This window comes from Plantactinospora sonchi (genome assembly GCF_036422035.1).
In the GTDB taxonomy this organism is placed as follows: domain Bacteria; phylum Actinomycetota; class Actinomycetes; order Mycobacteriales; family Micromonosporaceae; genus Plantactinospora; species Plantactinospora sonchi.
The window spans coordinates 1-19,847 of the sequence record NZ_JAZGQK010000043.1 but is presented as its reverse complement, the minus strand read 5'-3'; the positions used below and the strand labels follow the sequence as shown (position 1 = coordinate 19,847).

Here is a 19,847-nt window from a genome sequence, read left to right as displayed (position 1 = left end):
ACGGAAACGGGTGCGGCCGGCGCCCCGGCCAGGGATGGTGTTACCGTGGAATCCCGTGGATCGCGTGGATCACTTCGCTGATCGGACCCGGTCTGCACGATCGCAACAGACGACCACGGGAGCAGGCCTTGGCCCCTTCAGTACGGACGACCAGGCACATTTTCGTCACCGGGGGCGTCGCCTCCTCACTCGGCAAGGGCCTGACCGCCTCCAGCCTTGGAAATCTCCTCACCGCGCGGGGTCTACGCGTCGTGATGCAGAAACTCGACCCCTACCTCAACGTCGACCCGGGAACGATGAACCCGTTCCAGCACGGTGAGGTCTTCGTCACCGACGACGGCGCCGAGACCGATCTCGACGTCGGGCACTACGAACGGTTCCTCGACCGGGCCCTGTCCGGGAAGGCGAACGTCACCACCGGCCAGATCTACTCCGAGGTGATCGCCAAGGAGCGGCGCGGGGAGTACCTGGGGGACACCGTTCAGGTGATCCCGCACATCACCAACGAGATCAAGGCCAGGATCCTGGCCATGGCCGATCCCGACGAGGACGGCCGGACCCCGGACGTGGTGATCACCGAGGTCGGTGGCACGGTCGGGGACATCGAGTCGCTGCCCTTCCTGGAGGCGATCCGGCAGGTCCGTCACGACCTCGGTCGGGACAACTGCTTCTACCTGCACGTCTCGCTGGTGCCGTACCTGGCGCCGTCGGGGGAGCTGAAGACCAAGCCGACCCAGCACTCGGTGGCCCAGCTGCGCAACATCGGTATCCAGCCGGACGCCATCGTCTGCCGGTCGGACCGGGAGATCCCGGACAAGCTCAAGCACAAACTCTCGCTCTACTGCGACGTCGACCGCGAGGCGGTGATCGCCGCCCCGGACGCGCCGAGCATCTACGACATCCCGAAGGTGCTGCACCAGGAGGGCCTGGACGCGTACGTCGTACGTCGGCTCGGGCTCTCCTTCCGGGACGTCGCCTGGGACCGGTGGGACGACCTGCTCGACCGGGTGCACCACCCGCGGCACACCGTCCGGGTCGCCCTGGTCGGCAAGTACGTCGACCTGCCCGACGCGTACCTGTCGGTGAGCGAGGCGATCCGGGCCGCCGGGTTCGGTCACCGGGCCCGGGTGGAACTGCACTGGGTGCCGAGCGACGACTGTGTGACCGCCGCCGGTGCGGCAGCCGCGCTGGCGGGCGTCGACGGGATCGTCATCCCGGGCGGCTTCGGCGTACGCGGCATCGAGGGCAAGATCGGCGCGGTCCGGTACGCCCGGGAGAACCAGATCCCGATCCTGGGACTCTGCCTCGGGTTGCAGTGCATGACCATCGAGGTGGCCCGCCACCTCGCCGGACTGGACGGCGCCAACTCGCTCGAGTTCGACGAGAAGGCCACCCACCCGGTGATCGCCACCATGGCCGACCAGCAGGACATCGTCGCCGGCAAGGGTGACCTGGGCGGGACGATGCGGCTCGGCGCGTACCCGGCGCGGTTGGCCGAGGGCTCGCTGGTCGCCGAGGCGTACGGCGCCACCGAGGTCAGTGAGCGGCACCGGCACCGGTACGAGGTGAACAACGCCTACCGGGACGCGCTGACCAAGGCCGGCCTGCAGATCTCCGGCACCTCGCCGGACGGTCGGCTGGTCGAGTTCGTGGAGCTGGACCGGTCGCTGCACCCGTTCTTCGTGGCCACCCAGGCACATCCGGAGCTGAAGAGCCGGCCGACCCGGCCGCATCCGCTCTTCGCCGCGTTCGTCGGCGCGGTTGTCGCCTACTCGTCGGCCGACCAGCTGCCGGTGGAGCTCGGTACCTTGACCGGTGCCGCCGCCAGTGCCCCGGTCGGCGCCGAGTCGGCGCTGGGTGTCGACGACACGGAGTCACCGGCCGCCGACGCGGAGTCGGCGAACCCGGCGGAGCGGGGTGGGCGGGGCGGCCGCAACGGCCAGGTCCGGGCGGCCCGCGCGAGTACCCCGTCGTGACCGGCCCCACCCCGGTGAGCTCGGACACGGCCGGCTCCGGGGCGGCCAGCTCCGGGGCGGCCGGGGCCGGGCACCGTTACGAGGTCCGGTCCCGTCAGCTCCGGTTCCAGGGCCGGATCTTCTCGGTCGTCACCGACCAGGTCGAGATGCCGGGCGGCCGGGTCGGGGCCCGGGACTACGTACGGCACGTCGGCGCGGTCGGTGTGGTCGCGCTGGACGACCAGGGGCGGGTGGTGCTGGTACGGCAGTACCGCCACCCGCTCCGCCGGGTGATCTGGGAACTGCCGGCCGGCCTGGCCGACGTGGCCGGCGAGGAACTGCCGGCGGGTGCGTTGCGGGAGCTGGCCGAGGAGGCGGACCTGCGCGCGGCCCGACTCGACCTGCTGGTCGACGTGCACACCTCACCCGGCTACTCCGACGAGATGATCCGGATCTTCCTGGCCCGGGAGCTGTCGGAGGTCCCGCCCGGTGACCGGCACGAGCGCCACGACGAGGAGGCCGAGCTGGAGGTCGTCCGGGTCGACCTGGACGAGGCGGTGTCGATGGTGCTGTCCGGCCAGATCACCAACGTGGCCTGCGTCGCCGGGGTGCTCGCCGCGGCCCGGGCCCGGGACCAGGGCTGGGCACCGCTGCGCCCGGTCGACGCGCCACTGCCCTGACCTCGGCGCCGGGCGGCTGGCTGACATACCGTCAAGCGTGACGGTTACCCGCTGTCACAATGCTGGCTGCCCGGCCCCGGGCGCGGTCCTAGACTTCCGCAGGCGGGACGGTGGACCGCGGCGGCAACGGAGCCGGCGCGCGCCGTACCACCGGAGCCGGCGACCCCGGCAGAGAGGGTGTCTGCATCGTGAAGGTCGGAATTCCGCGCGAGGTCAAGAACCGCGAGTACCGGGTGGCGATCACCCCGGCGGGCGTGCACGAGTTCGTCCGTGCCGGCCACCAGGTGTACGTGGAAACCGGTGCCGGGGCGGGGTCGTCGATCAGCGACGACGAGTTCACCGCCGCGGGCGCCACCATCCTCGGCGACGCCGACGACGTGTGGGGCACCGCCGAACTGGTTCTGAAGGTCAAGGAGCCGGTGGCCGAGGAGTACCACCGGATGCGGGAGGGGCAGCTGCTCTTCACGTACCTGCACCTCGCCGCCTCGAAGTCGTGCACGGACGCGCTGCTGGACCGGAAGGTGACCGGTATCGCGTACGAGACGGTCGAGCTGCCGGACCGCTCGCTGCCGCTGCTCGCCCCGATGTCCGAGGTCGCCGGCCGGCTGGCCCCCCAGGTCGGGGCGTACCACCTGATGCGCAGTGGCGGTGGGCGCGGCGTCCTGATGGGTGGCGTCTCCGGCGTGTACGCGGCCAAGACGGTGGTGATCGGCGCCGGGGTCTCCGGCCGGAACGCGGCGGCGATCGCGCTCGGCCTGCAGGCCGAGGTGTTGCTGCTCGACCGGGCGGTGAACCAGCTGCGCCAGGCCGACGCGATCTACCGGGGGCATCTGCAGACGGTGGCGTCGAACACCTACGAGATCGAGAAGGCGGTGCTCGACGCCGACCTGGTGATCGGCGCGGTGCTGGTGCCCGGGGCGAAGGCGCCGACGCTGATCAGCAACGAACTCGTCTCGCGGATGAAGCCGGGCAGCGTGCTCGTCGACATCTCGATCGACCAGGGCGGCTGCTTCGAGGACTCCCGGCCGACCACCCACGACGACCCGGTCTACCCGGTGCACAACTCGCTGTTCTACTGCGTGGCGAACATGCCCGGCGCGGTGCCGCACACCAGCACGTACGCGCTGACCAACGTCACCCTCCCGTACGCCCTGGAGCTGGCCAACCACGGCTGGCGCGAGGCGCTGCGCCGGGACCCGGCGCTCGCCCTGGGCCTCAACACGCACGCCGGCCAGGTCACCTACGGCCCGGTCGCCGAGGCGCACGGGATGCCGACCCTGCCGTTGGCGGACGTTCTCGGATGAGCGTCGGACCGGGGTCGGGGTCGGGCACGGATGCCCCGGCCCCGGCTCAGGTCGGGCCGCCGCCCACCCCGACCCCGGTCGAACCGTCGCCGGCGCTGCGACGGGCGCTGCGCGGCTATCTCGACCACCTGACGGTCGAGCGGGGGCTGTCGACGAACACGCTGACGTCGTACCGGCGGGACCTGGAACGCTATCTGGCGTCCCTGGCCGCCGACGGGGTCCGGGACCTGGCCACGGTCGGACCGGCGCAGATCACCGGGCACGTGGCCCGGCTGCGGACCGGGGATCCGGACCACCCGCCGCTGTCGGCCGCCTCCGCCGCACGGGCGGCCTCCGCCGTGCGCGGCCTGCACCGGTTCGCGGTCCGGGAGGGTCTGGTCGGCCAGGACGCGAGCCGGGACGTCCGCCCGCCCGTGCCGCCCCGCCGGCTGCCCCGGGCGCTGGACGTCGCCGACGTGCTCCGGCTGCTGGAGACCACCGGTCCGGTCGGAGCGACCGGACCGGAGGCGACACTGCCGCTGCGCGACCGGGCGCTGCTGGAGTTCCTCTACGGCACCGGCGCCCGGATCTCCGAGGCGGTCGGCGCGGCGATCGACGACGTCGACCTGACCGACGGGGTGGTCCTGCTCCGCGGCAAGGGCGGCCGGAGCCGGCTGGTGCCGGTCGGCGGGTACGCCGCCGAGGCGCTGCGGGCCTACCTCGTCCGGGCCCGACCGATCCTCGCCGCCGCCGGTCGCGGCACCCCGGTGATCTTTCTCAACGCCCGGGGTGGCCCGCTGTCCCGGCAGAGTGCCTGGACGATCCTGCGGCGGGCCGCCCGACGCGTCGGACTTCCGGTGGACGGACCGGACGCGGTCTCGCCACACACGCTGCGCCACTCGTACGCCACCCACCTGCTCGACGGCGGGGCTGACGTGCGGGTCGTGCAAGAACTGCTCGGACACGCCTCGGTGACCACCACCCAGGTCTACACGCTGGTGACGGTGGACCGACTCCGAGAGGTGTACGTCACCGCGCATCCCCGGGCCCTCGACTGAACCCTTCCGGGTAATCTCGGCGCGCGGTGCCTGCGACGCGTGGACGCTCCGGCCGTGGTACACGGTTGTTCCCGCCGAGTCGACACGCCGAGACGGTGCCCACTACGGTGCTGCGACGTGGCGTACAGTCGGCATCGGCGCGGCCTCGTGAGGCGGCAATCGAGGTTCGCGGCGGCGCCGCACAGGACACCGTTCGGCTCCGACGCCGGGCAGTCGTCGGGAGGGGGCGTACGAGGACATGGCTGACAACGGTGACCGTGCCGAGGCGTGGACCTCGACCCTGCGCGAACAGCAGTCCGCCCTGGACCTCGGCGCCGAACTCGGCCCGGCCGATCCGGCCGCGTACACGATGCGCAAGCCGATCCCGGAGCCGATGCCGACCGATCAGCACGGCCCGGCGCGGATCATCGCGATGGCCAACCAGAAGGGCGGGGTCGGCAAGACCACCACCACCATCAACCTGGGCGCCGCGCTGGCCGAGTACGGCCGCAAGGTCCTGCTCGTCGACTTCGACCCGCAGGGGGCGCTCTCGGTCGGCCTCGGTGTCAACCCGCACAACCTGGATCTGTCGGTCTACAACCTGCTGATGCAGGACGACGTCACCGCCGAGGACGTGCTGATCAAGACCGACGTGGCCGGGCTGCACCTGCTGCCCGCCAACATCGACCTCTCCGCGGCCGAGATCCAGCTGGTCAACGAGGTCGCCCGGGAGATGGCCCTGGCCCGGGTGCTGCGGTCGATCCGCAAGGAGTACGACTACGTCCTGATCGACTGCCAGCCGTCGCTGGGCCTGCTGGCGATCAACGCACTCACCGTGGCGGACGGCGTACTCATCCCGTTGGAGTGCGAGTTCTTCAGCCTGCGCGGGGTGGCGCTGCTGCTGGACACCATCGACAAGGTGCGGGAGCGGCTCAACTTCGACCTGGAGCTGGAAGGCATCCTGGCCACCATGTACGACAGCCGCACCACCCACTGCCGGCAGGTGCTGCAACGGGTGGTCGAGGCGTTCGGTGACAAGGTCTACCAGACGGTGATCACCAAGACGGTCAAGTTCCCGGAGTCCACGGTCGCCGGCGCGCCGATCACCACCCTGGACCCGGCCTCCTCCGGCGCCCGCAACTACCGCCAGCTGGCCCGAGAGGTGATCGCCGCGCAGGCCGAGCGGTAACCCTGTGCCGAAGCCCCGGCCGGCCGGTGCCGGCCGCTCTCTCGTTCCGTTTCCCGGGCCCGTTCCGGTGCCCGCCGTGTCGAGGATCATCGGGTGAGTGACGGTAGCGTCGCAGGGCTGCCGACGGATGGCGCCGAGCCGGTGGACTACGGTCGTCGGGTGAGTTCCCCCGCCGCTTCCGCCTCGCCGGACCCGACACCGCCGGACCCGGCGTCGTCAGGTTCGACAGCGTCGGATGTGGCACCGGCGGATTCGACGTCCCCGTCCCCGGCCGGGGCTCTGGTTTCTCCAGCGGCCTCTTCATCGTCAACTGCGGCGTCGGCTCCAGCTGCCACGGCGTCAGCTCCAGCTGCCACGGCGTCAGCTCCAGCTGCCACAGCGTCAGCTCCGACGACCACCGTGTCGACGGCCGTGGTACCCGTCCAGGCCCGGACATCGCGGGAATCCGGCCCGGCTGATGACGGGCCGCCCGCTGACGATCCGGCCGAGGGTTCCGGTGGGCCGGACGCCGCCGGGTCGGTCGACGGGAACGCCCCGGCCGGCGACGAGGCCGACTCGGCCGCCGGTTTCACCGTACGGCTGGCGAACTTCACCGGGCCGTTCGACCTGCTGCTGCAGCTCATCGGCAAGCACAAACTCGACGTGACCGAGGTCGCCCTGCACCAGGTGACCGACGAGTTCATCGCCTACATCCGGGCGATGGGTGACGACTGGGACCTCGACGAGGCGAGCGAGTTCCTGGTGATCGCCGCCACCCTGCTCGACCTGAAGGCGGCCCGACTGCTGCCCACCGCTCAGGTGGAGGACGAGGAGGATCTCGCCCTGCTGGAGGCGCGGGACCTGCTCTTCGCCCGGCTGTTGCAGTACAAGGCGTACAAGGAGGCCGCCGCACACATCTCGGAGTTGGAGGCGGTCGGTTCCCGCCGCTATCCGAGGGCGGTCGCCCTGGAACCGAGGTACGCCGAGGCGCTGCCCGAACTTGTCCTGGGCATCGGGCCTGAACGACTGCTCAAACTGGCGATCAAGGCGATGACCCCGAAGACCGCTCCGGTGGTCTCGATCGACCACGTGCACATGGTGCGGGTCAGCGTCCGGGAGCACGCCGCACTGCTCCGGGACCGGCTGCGCCGCGCCGGCACCGCGACGTTCCGGATCCTCTGCGCCGACTGCGAGTCGACGCTCGAGGTGGTGGCCCGGTTCCTGGCACTGCTCGAGCTGTACCGGGAGGGTCTGGTCGGGTTCAGCCAGGTGGAGGCGCTCGGCGAACTGACCGTACGGTGGACCGGTCCCGCCGACGGCGGCGCCGACCTGAACATCGACGAGTACGCCGGAGCGCCGGTCAAGGAGCAACCCACAGCCGGGGAACCGGACGCCGCCGGCGAAACCGGCGGAACCGTTCCCGACCCAGCCGGGGCCGGCGCGTCGGCCACCGACGTCCAGGGGACCGACGCGGGCGGAGACGGCGGATCGGATACCGCCATCGTCGAGCCCGGCCGGGTGCAGGCCGAAGGGATCGGGTCCGGCGGGTCGGAGGCCGAGGTGGTCGGGGCCGGCGGGTCGGAGGCCGAGGTGGTCGGGGCCGGCGGGTCGGAGGTGGTCGGGCCCGGCGGGCCGGAGGCCGATCGGCCAGCGGCGCCGACCGAGGACGGACCGACAGGCGTCGAGGAGATGCGGGAGGAAGCACGGTGACCAGCGACAGTCGGCCGGAGTCCCTGGCCGAACAGGCTGCGGCCTGGGTGCCGCCCTGGGAGCGGTCGCCCGCACCGGCACAGTCCACCGGGCAGGACACAACCGAGACGCCGGCGAGCGACACCCCAGGTGTCGAAGGACCGGCGAGCGACATCGCCGGTGCTGGGGCGCCGCCGATGGACGAGCCCGGTGCCGAGACGTCGGTGACCGAGGAACCGGTCGCGGAGACCACGTCACCGGGGGAGGCGCCCGCCCACGGAGACGAGTCCGCGCCGCAGATGTCCCCGATGACGGAGGAGTCGGCTGCCCACCCGCCACTCACAGTCGACGATCCGGTCGAGCTCGGCGAGGTGCCCAACCCGCCGTCGGCCGACGCCGGCTCGGAGGCTGCGGACGTACCCGGGAGCGACGTGGCCTTCGGGTCGGAGGCTGCGGACGTACCCGGGGTGGAGAGCGTGTCCGGGCCGGAGGGCGCGGACGTAGCCGGGGATGCCGTATCCCGGGCCGACGTGGCCGGGATCGACGTGGCCGGCGGGCCGGAGAGCGCGGACGTGGCCGGAGATGACGTACCCGTGGCCGACGGGCCGGAGGGCGCCGACTCGCCGGCCGGTGCGACCAGACGGGCGGCGCCACTGGCGCTGGTCGACGAGGACGAGTTGCGCGGCGCGCTGGAGGCGATCCTGCTGGTCGTCGACGAGCCGGTCGCCGAGATCGTCCTCGCCCAGGTGTTGGAGCAGCCGACCGCACGGGTCGCCGGCATGCTGGACCGGCTGGCCCGGGACTACGCCGCGGCCGGGCACGGCTTCGAACTGCGCCGGGCGGCGGGTGGCTGGCGTCTCTACACCCGGCCGGAATACGCCGCCTACGTCGAGCGTTTTGTCTTGGACGGCCAGTCTGTCCGGCTCACCCAGGCGGCGTTGGAGACCCTTGCCGTGGTCGCCTACAAGCAGCCGGTGACCCGGTCACGGATCTCCGCCATCCGCGGTGTCAACTGTGACGGGGTGATCCGTACCCTGGTGTCGCGCGGCCTGGTCGAGGAGTGTGGCACCGAGCCGGACAGTGGTGCGTTCCTCTACCGGACGACAACGCTGTTCCTGGAGAAGCTCGGGCTGGACAGGGTCGACCAGTTGCCGCCGCTCGCCCCGTTCCTGCCTGACGATGTGGAAGAGATCGCCGATGCCCCACGATGACAAGCTCGCCCCCGCCGACGGCGTCGAGCGCCTGCAGAAGGTGCTCGCGGCCGCCGGCGTCGGCTCCCGACGTGCCTGCGAGGACCTGATCTTCCGGCGCCGCGTCACCGTGGACGGCCGGGTCGCGCAGCTCGGGGACAAGGTCGATCCGTCGACCGCGGTCATCTACGTCGACGGCGAGCGGGTGGTGACCGACACCCGACTGGTCTACCTCGCGATGAACAAGCCGCGCGGCGTGGTCTCGACGATGGCCGACGAGAAGGGCCGTACCGCGCTGGCGGACTTTCTCGGCCGGGTCGAGGAACGGGTCTACCACGTCGGCCGGCTCGACGCCGACAGCGAGGGACTGCTGCTGCTCACCAACGACGGGACGCTCGCCCACCGGCTGATGCACCCGTCGTACGGGGTGCCGAAGACGTATCTCTGCGAGGTGGCGGGGCCGTTGCGTCGCAACGCGGGCCGGCGACTGCTGGCCGGAGTCGACCTCGAGGACGGTCCGGCCCGGGTCGACGAGTTCCGGCTGGTGGACACCCTGGGACGAACCGCCCAGGTGGAGCTGACCCTGCACGAAGGTCGCAAGCACATCGTCCGGCGGCTGATGGAGGAGGTCGGACATCCGGTCACCCGTCTGGTGCGTACCGCGATCGGCCCGATCCGGCTCGGTGACCTGCGCGCCGGGCGGCACCGGATGCTGACGAACGCGGAGATCGCCGCGCTGTTCAAGGCGGTCGGCGACTGATCCTGCCCCGAGGGCGCCCGACGCCACGGCCGTCGGGCGTGGGCCGGTTCGGGGCGCGGGGCATGATGGACAGCGAAACATGGGTCGTGGCGGTGCGCCGACGCTGCGGTGTGCCCGTGACGGGCCCGGGCATACGTCCGGTTGTCGGGACAGCGGTCCGATGATCGGGGCATACGACCACTGACTGGCTGAAGGAGGAACGGTGGCGGAAGAGGTACCGACCGGGCGATGTGTGGTTGCCGTGGACGGCCCGTCCGGTTCGGGGAAGTCCACCGTCTCCCGCAGGCTGGCAGATGCGCTCGGCGCCCGCTATCTCGACACCGGCGCGATGTACCGGGCGGTGACCTGGGCGGTGTTGCGTTCCGGCGTCGACCTTGACAACGCCGAGTCGGTGACGAAGGTGGCGGGCGAGGTCGACCTGAAGATCGGCGTCGACCCGGCGGCGCCGAGCGTGACCGCGGACGGGATCGCCGTCGATCGGGACATCCGGGGCCCCGAGGTGACAGCCGCCGTTTCCGCGGTGTCGGCCGTGCCCGCCGTACGGGAGATCCTGGTCGCCCTGCAGCGGCAGATCATCGAAGCGGCCGGTCGGATCGTGGTCGAGGGCCGGGACATCGGCTCGGTGGTGGCCCCGGACGCGGACCTCAAGGTCTACCTGACCGCCTCGGCGGAGGCACGGGCCCAGCGACGCAGCACGGAGAACGCCGCCGACCTCGCCGCGACAGCGGCCGACCTGGCCCGGCGCGACCGGCTCGACTCGACCCGCGCCGCCGATCCGCTGCGTCAGGCCCCGGACGCGGTGGTGCTGGACACCACCGAACTCGGCATCGACGAGGTGGTCAGCCGGCTGCGTGAGCTGTTGACCGGACGGCGGCCGGGTCAGTGAGACGACGTACCGGTCGGAAGTTTGCGGTACCGGGACGGGCGCGAGCCCGCCCGGGCGGTGGTCGGACGGTTGTCCGGCCGGTTGAGTGCCGGACAGGTGTCCGGCACGGCGAAGGTCGGACGGTTGTCCGGTCGGGTGAAGGTCGGACTGTTGTCCGGCGGGGTGAGGAGGCGTCGTGAGTACCGGTGACGGTTGGGTTGAGCTGCGGGAGCCGGACGTCGACGAGGAGGAGCCGACCGGTCCGGTGCCGGTGGTGGCGGTCGTCGGCCGCCCCAACGTCGGCAAGTCCACACTCGTCAACCGGATCATCGGTCGTCGGCAGGCCGTGGTCGAGGACACTCCCGGGGTGACCCGGGACCGCATCCCCTATGACGCGCAGTGGTCGGGGCGGCAGTTCACCGTCGTCGACACCGGCGGCTGGGAGCCGGACGCCCGGGACCGGGCGGCGGCTATCGCGGCCCAGGCCGAGAACGCGGTGGCGACCGCGGACGTGGTGCTGTTCGTGGTCGACGCCATGATCGGGTCCACCGACGTCGACGAGGCCGCGGTGCGGATGCTCCGACGCAGCGCCAAGCCGGTCCTGCTGGTCGCCAACAAGGCCGACAACACCACGATCGAGCTGGAGGCGACCTCGCTGTGGTCGCTCGGGCTCGGCGAGCCGCACCCGGTCTCCGCTCTGCACGGCCGGGGCTCCGGCGACCTGCTCGACGCGATCCTGGAGGCGTTGCCGGAGGCGCCGCCGATCCGGGAGTCCGGGCCGCGCGGTCCGCGCCGGGTCGCCCTTGTCGGCCGCCCCAACGTCGGCAAGTCCAGTTTGCTCAACCGGCTGGCGAAGGAGGAGCGGGCGGTGGTGGACGCCGTCGCCGGCACCACCGTCGACCCGGTGGACAGCCTCGTCGAGATCGGCGGGGAGGTCTGGCAGCTGGTGGACACCGCCGGACTGCGCAAGCGGGTCGGCAAAGCCAGCGGTACGGAGTACTACGCGAGCCTGCGGACCGCCGCCGCGATCGAGGCGGCCGAGGTGGCGGTGGTGCTGCTCGACTCCAGTGAGCCGATCAGCGAGCAGGACCAGCGGATCCTGACGATGGTCACCGAGTCCGGTCGGGCGTTGGTCATCGCCTTCAACAAGTGGGACCTGGTCGACGCGGACCGGCGGTACTACCTGGACAAGGAGATCGAGCGGGAGCTGCGGCGGATTCCCTGGGCGATCCGGGTGAACGTCTCGGCGAAGACCGGACGCGCCGTGGACAAGCTCGCCCCGGCCCTGCGTACCGCTCTGGCCAGCTGGGAGACCCGGGTGCCGACCGGGCAGCTGAACCAGTGGCTCACCGCCCTGGTCCAGGCGACGCCGCACCCGGTGCGTGGCGGACGGGCGCCGAAGGTGCTCTTCGCCACCCAGGCGGGTACCTCACCGCCCCGGTTCGTGCTCTTCACCACCGCGCCACTGGACGCCGGCTACCAGCGGTTCGTCGAGCGCAAGCTCCGCGAGGAGTTCGGCTTCGAGGGCAGCCCCGTGGAAGTGTCGGTACGCCCGCGCAAGAAGGTCGGTGCCGGCGGCCGGGGCAAGGCCCACGGCTGACCCGCAGCCCACTGTTTCTGGTGCCGGTACTTTCTGGTGCCGACACGCCCCGACCTCGGCCGGCACCAGAAACAGCCCATCTTCCTAGGACGGCGTAGGGGGTGTGTCAGCGACCATTGGCCGACTCCCCGGTCGAGGGGGCTGCGAGGCGGGGGAGGGCGTGTGCGCGGACCGGATGATCCTGCGCTAAGCTGTACCGGCTGTCGCAGGGGGACCTGAAGAGCAGCAACGGGACGTGGCGCAGTTTGGTAGCGCACTTGACTGGGGGTCAAGGGGTCGTCGGTTCGAATCCGGCCGTCCCGACAGCAGGTCGAAGGCCATCTCAGGGAAGTCTGAGATGGCCTTTTTGGTGCCCGTACAGCAGCGAAGTACAGCAACGGTCATCCGTCGAGGCTGTCGCCCAGGCGCCGCAGCGCGTCCCGGGTCGCCTTCGGCGATGCCTGACTGTAGACCTCCATCGTGATCGAGAAATCGGCGTGCCGAAGGATCGCCATCGCGATCCGGGGGTGCACATCCAGGTCCACGAGCAGGGACGCGCAGGTACGCCGCGCGTCATGCACAGTGATCTTCTTGATCCCGGCCCGGAGACACCCCGCGTCCCAGGAACGCGAGAAGTTGCGCGGCTCGACCGGCAGCCCGTACCGGGTCGTGAAGACCATGTTCGTGTCGTGCCAGCCCTCGCCGGCAGCCGTGGCGGCGGCTTCCTGTCGTAGCCGGCCGTGCCAAAGGACGCTGACGCAGATGCCCGGCAGGGGCAGCGGAGCGTCCGACTCTTCGGTCTTCGTCTCTCGGTGCAGCAGTTGCCCGCGTACCCGTTGAAGCTGCTTGTCGACCAGGAGAGACACCTCGTACCGGTCGCGGCAGGAGTCGCAGAACCGCTCGCCGTCGTGTCGCAGCGCTTGTTCCAGCCGCCCCAGTCGACGTGGTCCCAGGTCAGCCCGAGCACTTCGCTCTTGCGTAGACCGAGGACCAGGACCAGCAGAAGACTTGACGCTAGGCTGCGATCGTGTTCAGGGCTGTCGGCCGCGTACCGAATGCCACCAGGCGGCGTCGATGGCAATCTGTTCTGTGTGGAGGAGATCACGCTCGAACGCTCTCACGTCGACGGGTGCCTGCGACGGATCCATAAACTCGGTGATCTCTCATCGGGTAGTCGCACGTTGTGCACGTCGATGTAATGCGCGAGCCCTTCAGGCCACACGAAGTGTTGGCCGTCGGTCAGTTCCTCGGATCCGTTGCGGATGCCACACAGTCGACACAGTGAGTAGCCGGCGGCAGCCACGAAACATGTGCCACCACGCAGGTAGTCGCTCACCCGTCGCTGGCTCGCCGAATCGGCCTCGTCGTCGACGAACAACGCCGGGTCGGGCCAGTATTCTTCGCCCGGTCCACGCCAATAGCCGATCAGTCGCAAAGTCCGAGTGTTGTCTGCCGGGCTGCTCCACATGGGCGCCATCGTCCCAGGACATGCTTGACGTTCGGTCTAGAACCTTGTCCTGAGGAGGGCGGGCGTTCAGAGATCAATGTGTTGTTCGACGGCGGTCGCGTCGTATGGCTCGCCGAAGCGGAGGGTGGCGTGCGCTGGCTTGGCCGGGAAGGCCCGCAGCTGCGGCTCCATCGCGGTGAAGAGTCGGGTGGCGTCCGGACCGTAGGCGTAGAGGACGGCTTCGCCGCCGCCGAACTCGTGGCCGTCGAAATTACCGGCGTCGGCGGCCTCGATAGCTGTCTCGGACCTGGGCTGGGTTCCTTCGGGACTGGTCCCGGTCGCTGCGCGCCGGGAGCCATCCGGAGACCACTCGCTACAACTACCTCCTAGCTGCCGCGCAGTTGGGTCGGTATCTGGGGGAGTCGTCCCCGGATCCAGACGCCGACGATGCGGCATGCGCGGCGCGGAGCTTCGCGTCGTAGGTGTAGCGCTGGATCTCACAGGTGGCGACCGGCAGGGAGGGGAGCTTGCTGTCGGCGAGTTGGAGGCCGTCCGGTGAGTCGCGCCAGCAGTGGTTGCGCATACCCTCGGGGGAGCGCGTACGCCCCCGCTCGGAACCCGGTTCCGGCCTCTGGGTTGTGGTTTTCTACGGCTTGGGCGCCAGGGCTCCCTGTGGATCAGCATTCGGTCGGTGCACTCGGTGCACTCGCTGCACTGGGCGCGTACGGTGCAGGGAAGCGTTCGGGCAGCGGCTTGGCGGTGGCGTCTGGGACGGACACGACCGATCGCGTGACCACGAGTGGTGGTCACGCGATCCGGGCCGGTGGTACCGGGCGGGTCAGTTGCCCGCGCGCTGCGGCATGAAGCTGGCCAGTGCGGACTTCAGGTGCGGGCGCAGCATTTCGGCCATGCTCGCCTGGACCGCCGGGAACATCGCCGCCGACTCCTGGCTGCAGTCCGTCGACGAGCCCAGGCCGCAGTCGATCGCCCCGTCGATGAAGGCGCCGTAGACGTACTTCCGTTCGGTCTCCACCCCGTTGAAGTTCCGGTACGGCAGCGAGATCATTCCTCCGCCGGTGGAGCGCATGAGCAGCGCGGTGCAGCCGCTCTCGTTGCAGGTCGCGCCGTCGGCGGCGTTGGCGTACCCGCCTGGCTTGAACGCGCCCCACATCTTCGCCGCGAAGGCGTTGCGGTCGGTCACGCTCATGCCGAGCGCATCCGCCTCCTGCTTCATCACGCTGGAGAAGATCCAGGTACCGGGGTCGGCCAGCTCCGTGAACTTGTCGCGGGCGACACCGGTGCCCAGGTACGGGGAGTTCGCCCGGTACACCGCCTCGTAGAGCTTGCCGGCGTCGGCCAGGGTCAGCTCGTTGGACGCCTTGACCTGTCCGGCCGCCTCCCAGGTGCAGCCGATCCGGTGGTTGAGCTGGGTGTCGGCCATGCCGAGCGCGTCCGAGGCGGCGTTCAGCGCGGCCGGGCCGTACCGGTTGTAAATCGCGTCGGTCTTGCGGTTGTCCGACTGCTCCATCATGCCCTTGAGCGTGTTCTCCAGGTTGTCGGCGACCGGCTGGGTGGTGATCGGGGTGCCGTTGTCCTGGTACGCGCAGAGACCGCCGTTGTCCGGGGCGCTCGGGTTCTTGTACCAGGTCACCCCGGCGCCGAGCGTCTCGGTGCCGAGGTATACCCGGCGCATGGCGTGCACGTGGTGCAGGGCCTTGAGCATGCTCGCCGGCTCGAACTTGACGTCCCCGTTGAGCCAGTTCTGCGTGTTGCCGTCGACCGACTTCAGGTAGAAGCCCCGCTTGGGCAGGTTGTTGCCGATGCCGTTCTCCAGCGCGGTACGCGCCTTGATCGAAACCGGGTCCAGGTTGTCCACGAAGATTACCGAGTACCGCGTCTCGCCGTTCTGCACGAACGACTTGAGGTGGATCGGGCGCAGACCCTTGTTCGCCTGCATCTCCAGCACCTGCTGTGCGGAGGCGTTCGGATGCCAGGACCAGTAGGGCAGGTCGGTCTTGACCATCACCGCCGACCACTTGCCGTCGGCGTGGCGCTCCACGTCGACCAGCCGGGCATCGTGCTGGGCCAGCGCGTCGCCGATCTCGGCCATGGTCTTGCCGAACAGGGTCCAGGACTGCTTCTGGTCGACCCCGGTGTTCGGGATCATCACCACGTCGTACTGGTCGCCGGAGACGTGGTCGATGTCGATGATCCGGCCGCCCAGGTCGGCCAGCCGGGCGTTGATGTAGCTCTCCGTGCTGTTGACGTACCACTTGTAGTTGTGCCAGTTGTTCGCCGGGTTGTCCACCCAGGCGGCGGCGAACCGGGTCTGCCCGTTCACCACGTATCGCTCCAGGTCGAGCAGGCGCTTGTCGCCCAGCTTGGCCAGCAGGGTGTCGACCGTCTCGTCCGTGGTCCAGGACGCGCTGCCGGACAGCCCGCGCTGGTAGGCGCCGGAGTTGTGCACCAGGACCGCGGCGTAGTTGTCCGGCCCGTTCACCTCGATGCCGGTGACCCGCATGTCGTACTGGTTGGCCCAGTTGTTGATGGTGGCCTTGTTCGCCGACAGGTACCAGCCGAAGCCGACCGGGGTGTCCGAGTAGCGCTCCGGGTCGGTCACCGGCGCGGCGGCGGCCGGGGTGGCGAGGCCGACCACGAGGCCGGCGGCGGTCAGGGCGGCGGTGAGTGCTGCGGTCAGCAGTTTCGTCGTTCGCATGGGATCAGCTTCCCGACGGACCCTCAAGGTGCCTCAAACTATTCTCAAAGGTCGGTGTTGGGGAGCCGACACAGCGGAAGAGGATGTGGATGGAGCGCAGCGCCGACCGTCGACTGTCCCGGCGGTGCACCCTGGTCACGGCCGCGGCCGGGTTCGGCAAGACCACCGCCGTACGGGACCGGCTACGCGGCATGGCGGTGCGCTGGCACGACGCGTCGCTGCTCACCAGGTCGGACGCTGTGCCGGTGGCCACCACGGAGCCGCTGTGGCTGGTCGCCGACGAGGTGGAGCGGGTCGATCCGGCCGGTGCGGTGGCGTTCGCCGAGCGGTTGCCCGCCCAGTGCCGGCTGGTGGTGGTCGGACGTACTCCGGCGGCCGGCGGACTGGCCAGGTGGCGGGCCCGGGGCCTGTTGGCCGAGCTGGGACCGGAGGAGCTGGCGCTGAGCCGGCCCCAGGTCGAGGCGTTGCTCCAGCACGAGTACGGGGCCCGCGACGGCGATCCGGTCTGGCGCTGGACCGGTGGCTGGCCGGCGCTGGTGCATCTCACCGGCCAGGCGATGACCCGGCCGGACCGGCCCGGGTCGGAACGTGCCCTGCTGAACTGGCTCACCGCGCCGGACACCGCGCTGGCCGACTTCCTCGGGGCGGAGGTGCTGGACAGCCTTTCCCAGGCCGAGATGGCCCTGCTCACCGACGCGGCCGAACTGGACCCGCTCACCGTGGACCTGGCGGTCGAACTTGGCCACGAGGCGACCACGGTGGACGCGCTGCGCCGCGCCGGGCTGCTTCGGGCCGCCGGCGAACCCGGCCACTTCCGGGTGGTGCCGCTGCTTGCCACGTTCCTGCGCCCCCGGCGGCGACGCGACGTGCTCGGCCGGGCCGCCGGCTGGTACGCGGGACACGATCTGCCGCTGGCGGCGGTACGGGCGCTGCGCTCCGTCGGTCGCACCGACGAGGCGGTGGAACTGCTCGCCAGCCGTGGCGAGAGCGTGCTCGCAGTCGGTGGTGCGGCGACGGTGATCCAGACCGCCGAGGAGCTGCCGCCCGCGCGGCGGCCGGAGCCGCTGCGGCTGCTGCACGCCCAGGCGCTCTACACCACCGGCGAGAGCGCGGCGGCGCTGCGCATGCTGACCGAGCAGCGCGCCGAGCGGCCGGGCCCGGTCGACCCGGCGCTCGCCTGGCGGCTGGGCAGCCTGCATTACCTCAGTGGGGACCCGCGTGCCGCGCTGGAGGTGTTCCGCAGCGCGGCGGTGCCCGACCCCGACGATGACCTGGCCGGCGGTGCCGCCACGGACCTGGCCAGGCTGTACTCGTGGACCGCGACTGTGCACTGGCTGCTCGGAGACCTGCCCGCGTGCACGGTCGCGGCCGACGCCGCGATGCGGGCAGCGGCCCGTGCCAACGAGCCGGGGGCGCTGGCCGCCGCGCACGTGGCCCGAGCCCTGCACGCCAAACTGGCCGGCGACCCACAGGGTAACGGCGAGCACTACGAGCGGGCCCTGGCCTACGCGGAGGAAGCTCGCGACGCGGTGCAGGTGACCCGGATCAGGTCCAATCGCGCGTCCCGTCTGATCGACGACGCGCGGTTCGCCGAAGCGCTGGCCGAGGCCCGTCCGGGCGCCCGGTTGGCCGAGGAGATCGGCCACGTACCGATGCATGCGCTGGCCCTGGTGAACGAGGGCGAGGCGCTGGTCGGGCTGGGCCGACTGGACGAGGCGCTGGCCGTGTTCGAACAATCGGTCTGGCTGTATCGGCGTACCGGCTCCCGGATGGTCGCGTACCCGCTGCTCGGCGTGGCCGGGATCCACCGGCGGCGGGGACGCGCCGTGCAGGCGGGCGCGGCGTACGAGGAGACGGTCGAGATCGCCGAGGCGGCGGGCGACCGCCAGGCGCTGGTGCCGGCGCTGGCCGGCCTGGCCCGGCTGGTAGCGGCCCGGGACCCGCAGGCCGCGCTCGGGTACGCGAGCCGCGCCCTGGCGGCCGAGCCCACCTCCACGGTCGCCAACCTCGCCCTGGGCTGGGCCCGGCTGGCCACGGGCGAGGCGGAGCGGGCGGCCGAACTGGCCGGCCTTGCGGCCCAGGCGGCCCGACGCCTACAGGAGCGGGCCCTGCTGCCGGAGGCGCTGGAATTGATGGGCAGCGCCGCGACGAGTCCGGCGCAGGCCCGCCGGGCCTGGCGGGAGGCGCTCACCCTGTGGGAGGCAGCCGAGGCCACCCTCGACGCGGACCGGGTACGCGCCGCGCTCGGCGTCCTGCCGGGCGCCTCGACCGACGACCGGATCGCCGGCAAGCTCGCCGCCGCCCGACTGGCCGTGAGCGGCGTGGAGTGGACGCCCCCCGGCACCCCGCCCTACCGGTTGGGGGTGCGGACGTTCGGGCGGTTCGAGGTGACCAGCGGCGCGGGCGAGGTGGTGACCTGGCAGTCGCGCAAGGCACGCGACCTGCTGCGGATCCTGGTGGCGCGGCGCGGCCGGCCGGTGCCGCGCGAGGAGTTGGGCGAGATGCTGTGGCCGGACGAGAACCCGGCCAAGGTGGGGCACCGGCTGTCCGTGGCGCTGTCCACCGTACGCGGCTCGCTCGACCCCGAGAAGCGGATGCCGGCGGATCACTTCCTGCTCTCCGGACAGGGCAGCGTCGCGCTGGACACGGTCCGGATCGACATCGACCTGGAGGACTTCCTGCTCGCCGTCGAGCACGGCCTGCGGCTGCACCGGGAGGGCCGGACCGGCCAGGCGCGAGCCGTGCTGGACGACGCGCAGCGCCTCTACACCGGCGACTTCCTCGGCGACGAGCCGTACGACGACTGGGCCGTGCCGGTACGGGAGGAGGCGCGCGCCACCTACCTGCGGGTGCTTCGGACCCTGGTGGACCTGGCCCGAGACGGCGGGGACACCGCGGATGCCGTTGGCTTCCTCTACCAGATCCTGCAGTTCGACCCGTACGACGAGAACGCGCACACCACACTGATCGAGCTGCTCACTGGGCACGGCTGGCACGGTGAGGCGCAGCGGGCGCAGACTCGGTACCGGGAGGCGATGGGTGAACTGGCCGCCGCACGCGGCAACTGAGCGGACGAACCCACCACCGGGCTGGACCCGCGCAGCCGAAACGACACCAGGTGCGAGGCGACGAGTTCATCTCCCGTAAGCCCGACCATGACGTCGACCGCCGGCAACCACCAACCGTCGGAAGCCGGACTGCTCACGTAGAGTGCCGGGCCGCAGAAAACCGGCACGCGTTTTATCCGCGGCATGTGCGGATGGCCGATCACGCGGCTTGTCCCGCTTGGCCGGCTGAGCGCCAGGCGCGGTCAGAACGGGGGCGCTGGGTCCCAGTCAACAGATGAGACCCAGGCCGGCTATGCCAGAGTTGCGGTCCGGGCTGTTCCCGGCGGTCAGCGGCGCCGGCGGTTCCTCGCCGCCGACCTTCGTCCGGCACCCGCGTGGAGTTTTCACGTTCGCCATCAGCCGGGCGTCGA

At 71.2% G+C, this 19,847-nt stretch carries 12 protein-coding genes, 1 tRNA gene and 2 pseudogenes; 12 read left to right on the top strand and 3 right to left on the bottom strand.

The features are described from left to right. Positions 1-128: 128 nt before the first annotated feature. The 11 genes and pseudogenes from V1633_RS35505 to V1633_RS35455 all read left to right on the top strand — a co-directional run. Positions 129-1,832 (top strand): annotated as a pseudogene (locus V1633_RS35505) (CTP synthase); the annotation flags it as partial. 158 nt (positions 1,833-1,990) lie between these two features. Further along, positions 1,991-2,635: an NUDIX hydrolase gene (locus tag V1633_RS35500; RefSeq protein ID WP_331217642.1), complete on the top strand. Its 645-nt coding sequence runs from the start codon at positions 1,991-1,993 to the stop codon at positions 2,633-2,635. Between the two features lie 188 nt (positions 2,636-2,823). Beyond that, complete coding sequence (gene ald / locus V1633_RS35495; protein WP_331217561.1) at positions 2,824-3,939, top strand: alanine dehydrogenase; 1,116 nt, start codon at positions 2,824-2,826, stop codon at positions 3,937-3,939. Beyond that, a complete protein-coding gene (locus V1633_RS35490) occupies positions 3,936-4,976 on the top strand; it encodes a site-specific tyrosine recombinase XerD (RefSeq protein WP_331217560.1) in 1,041 nt (346 codons plus the stop codon). The genes ald and V1633_RS35490 overlap by 4 nt, the downstream gene beginning before the upstream one ends. Positions 4,977-5,214: 238 nt before the next feature. Then, positions 5,215-6,144: a ParA family protein gene (locus tag V1633_RS35485; protein WP_331217559.1), complete on the top strand. Its 930-nt coding sequence runs from the start codon at positions 5,215-5,217 to the stop codon at positions 6,142-6,144. Positions 6,145-6,555: 411 nt separating this feature from the next. Beyond that, positions 6,556-7,833 (top strand): segregation/condensation protein A, encoded by a 1,278-nt coding sequence (locus V1633_RS35480; RefSeq protein WP_331217558.1) that lies wholly within the window; start codon positions 6,556-6,558, stop codon positions 7,831-7,833. 287 nt (positions 7,834-8,120) lie between these two features. Next, positions 8,121-9,023, top strand: coding sequence for an SMC-Scp complex subunit ScpB (scpB, locus tag V1633_RS35475; RefSeq protein ID WP_407952130.1), 903 nt, complete (start codon positions 8,121-8,123; stop codon positions 9,021-9,023). Then, on the top strand, positions 9,010-9,762 hold the full coding sequence (locus V1633_RS35470) for a pseudouridine synthase (RefSeq protein WP_331217557.1): 753 nt from the start codon (positions 9,010-9,012) through the stop codon (positions 9,760-9,762). The genes scpB and V1633_RS35470 overlap by 14 nt, the downstream gene beginning before the upstream one ends. A gap of 202 nt (positions 9,763-9,964) precedes the next feature. Further along, entirely contained in the window at positions 9,965-10,648 is a 684-nt protein-coding gene (gene cmk / locus V1633_RS35465) for a (d)CMP kinase (RefSeq protein WP_331217556.1), read from the top strand. Positions 10,649-10,823: 175 nt separating this feature from the next. After that, on the top strand, positions 10,824-12,227 hold the full coding sequence (gene der, locus V1633_RS35460) for a ribosome biogenesis GTPase Der (RefSeq protein ID WP_331217555.1): 1,404 nt from the start codon (positions 10,824-10,826) through the stop codon (positions 12,225-12,227). A gap of 229 nt (positions 12,228-12,456) precedes the next feature. After that, positions 12,457-12,530, top strand: a tRNA-Pro gene (locus V1633_RS35455). A 77-nt stretch (positions 12,531-12,607) separates the two neighbouring features. Here V1633_RS35455 and V1633_RS35450 read toward each other — a convergent pair. The 3 genes and pseudogenes from V1633_RS35450 to V1633_RS35440 all read right to left on the bottom strand — a co-directional run. Next, positions 12,608-13,209 (bottom strand): annotated as a pseudogene (locus tag V1633_RS35450) (tyrosine-type recombinase/integrase); the annotation flags it as partial. A 114-nt stretch (positions 13,210-13,323) separates the two neighbouring features. Next, positions 13,324-13,641, bottom strand: a complete 318-nt coding sequence (locus tag V1633_RS35445; protein ID WP_331217554.1) for a hypothetical protein — start codon at positions 13,639-13,641, stop codon at positions 13,324-13,326. Positions 13,642-14,491: 850 nt separating this feature from the next. Next, on the bottom strand, positions 14,492-16,369 hold the full coding sequence (locus tag V1633_RS35440) for a serine hydrolase (protein WP_331217553.1): 1,878 nt from the start codon (positions 16,367-16,369) through the stop codon (positions 14,492-14,494). An 89-nt stretch (positions 16,370-16,458) separates the two neighbouring features. Between V1633_RS35440 and V1633_RS35435 the strand changes: the two genes are divergently transcribed. Next, positions 16,459-19,437, top strand: a complete 2,979-nt coding sequence (locus V1633_RS35435; RefSeq protein WP_331217552.1) for a BTAD domain-containing putative transcriptional regulator — start codon at positions 16,459-16,461, stop codon at positions 19,435-19,437. The last annotated feature ends 410 nt before the right edge of the window (positions 19,438-19,847 follow it).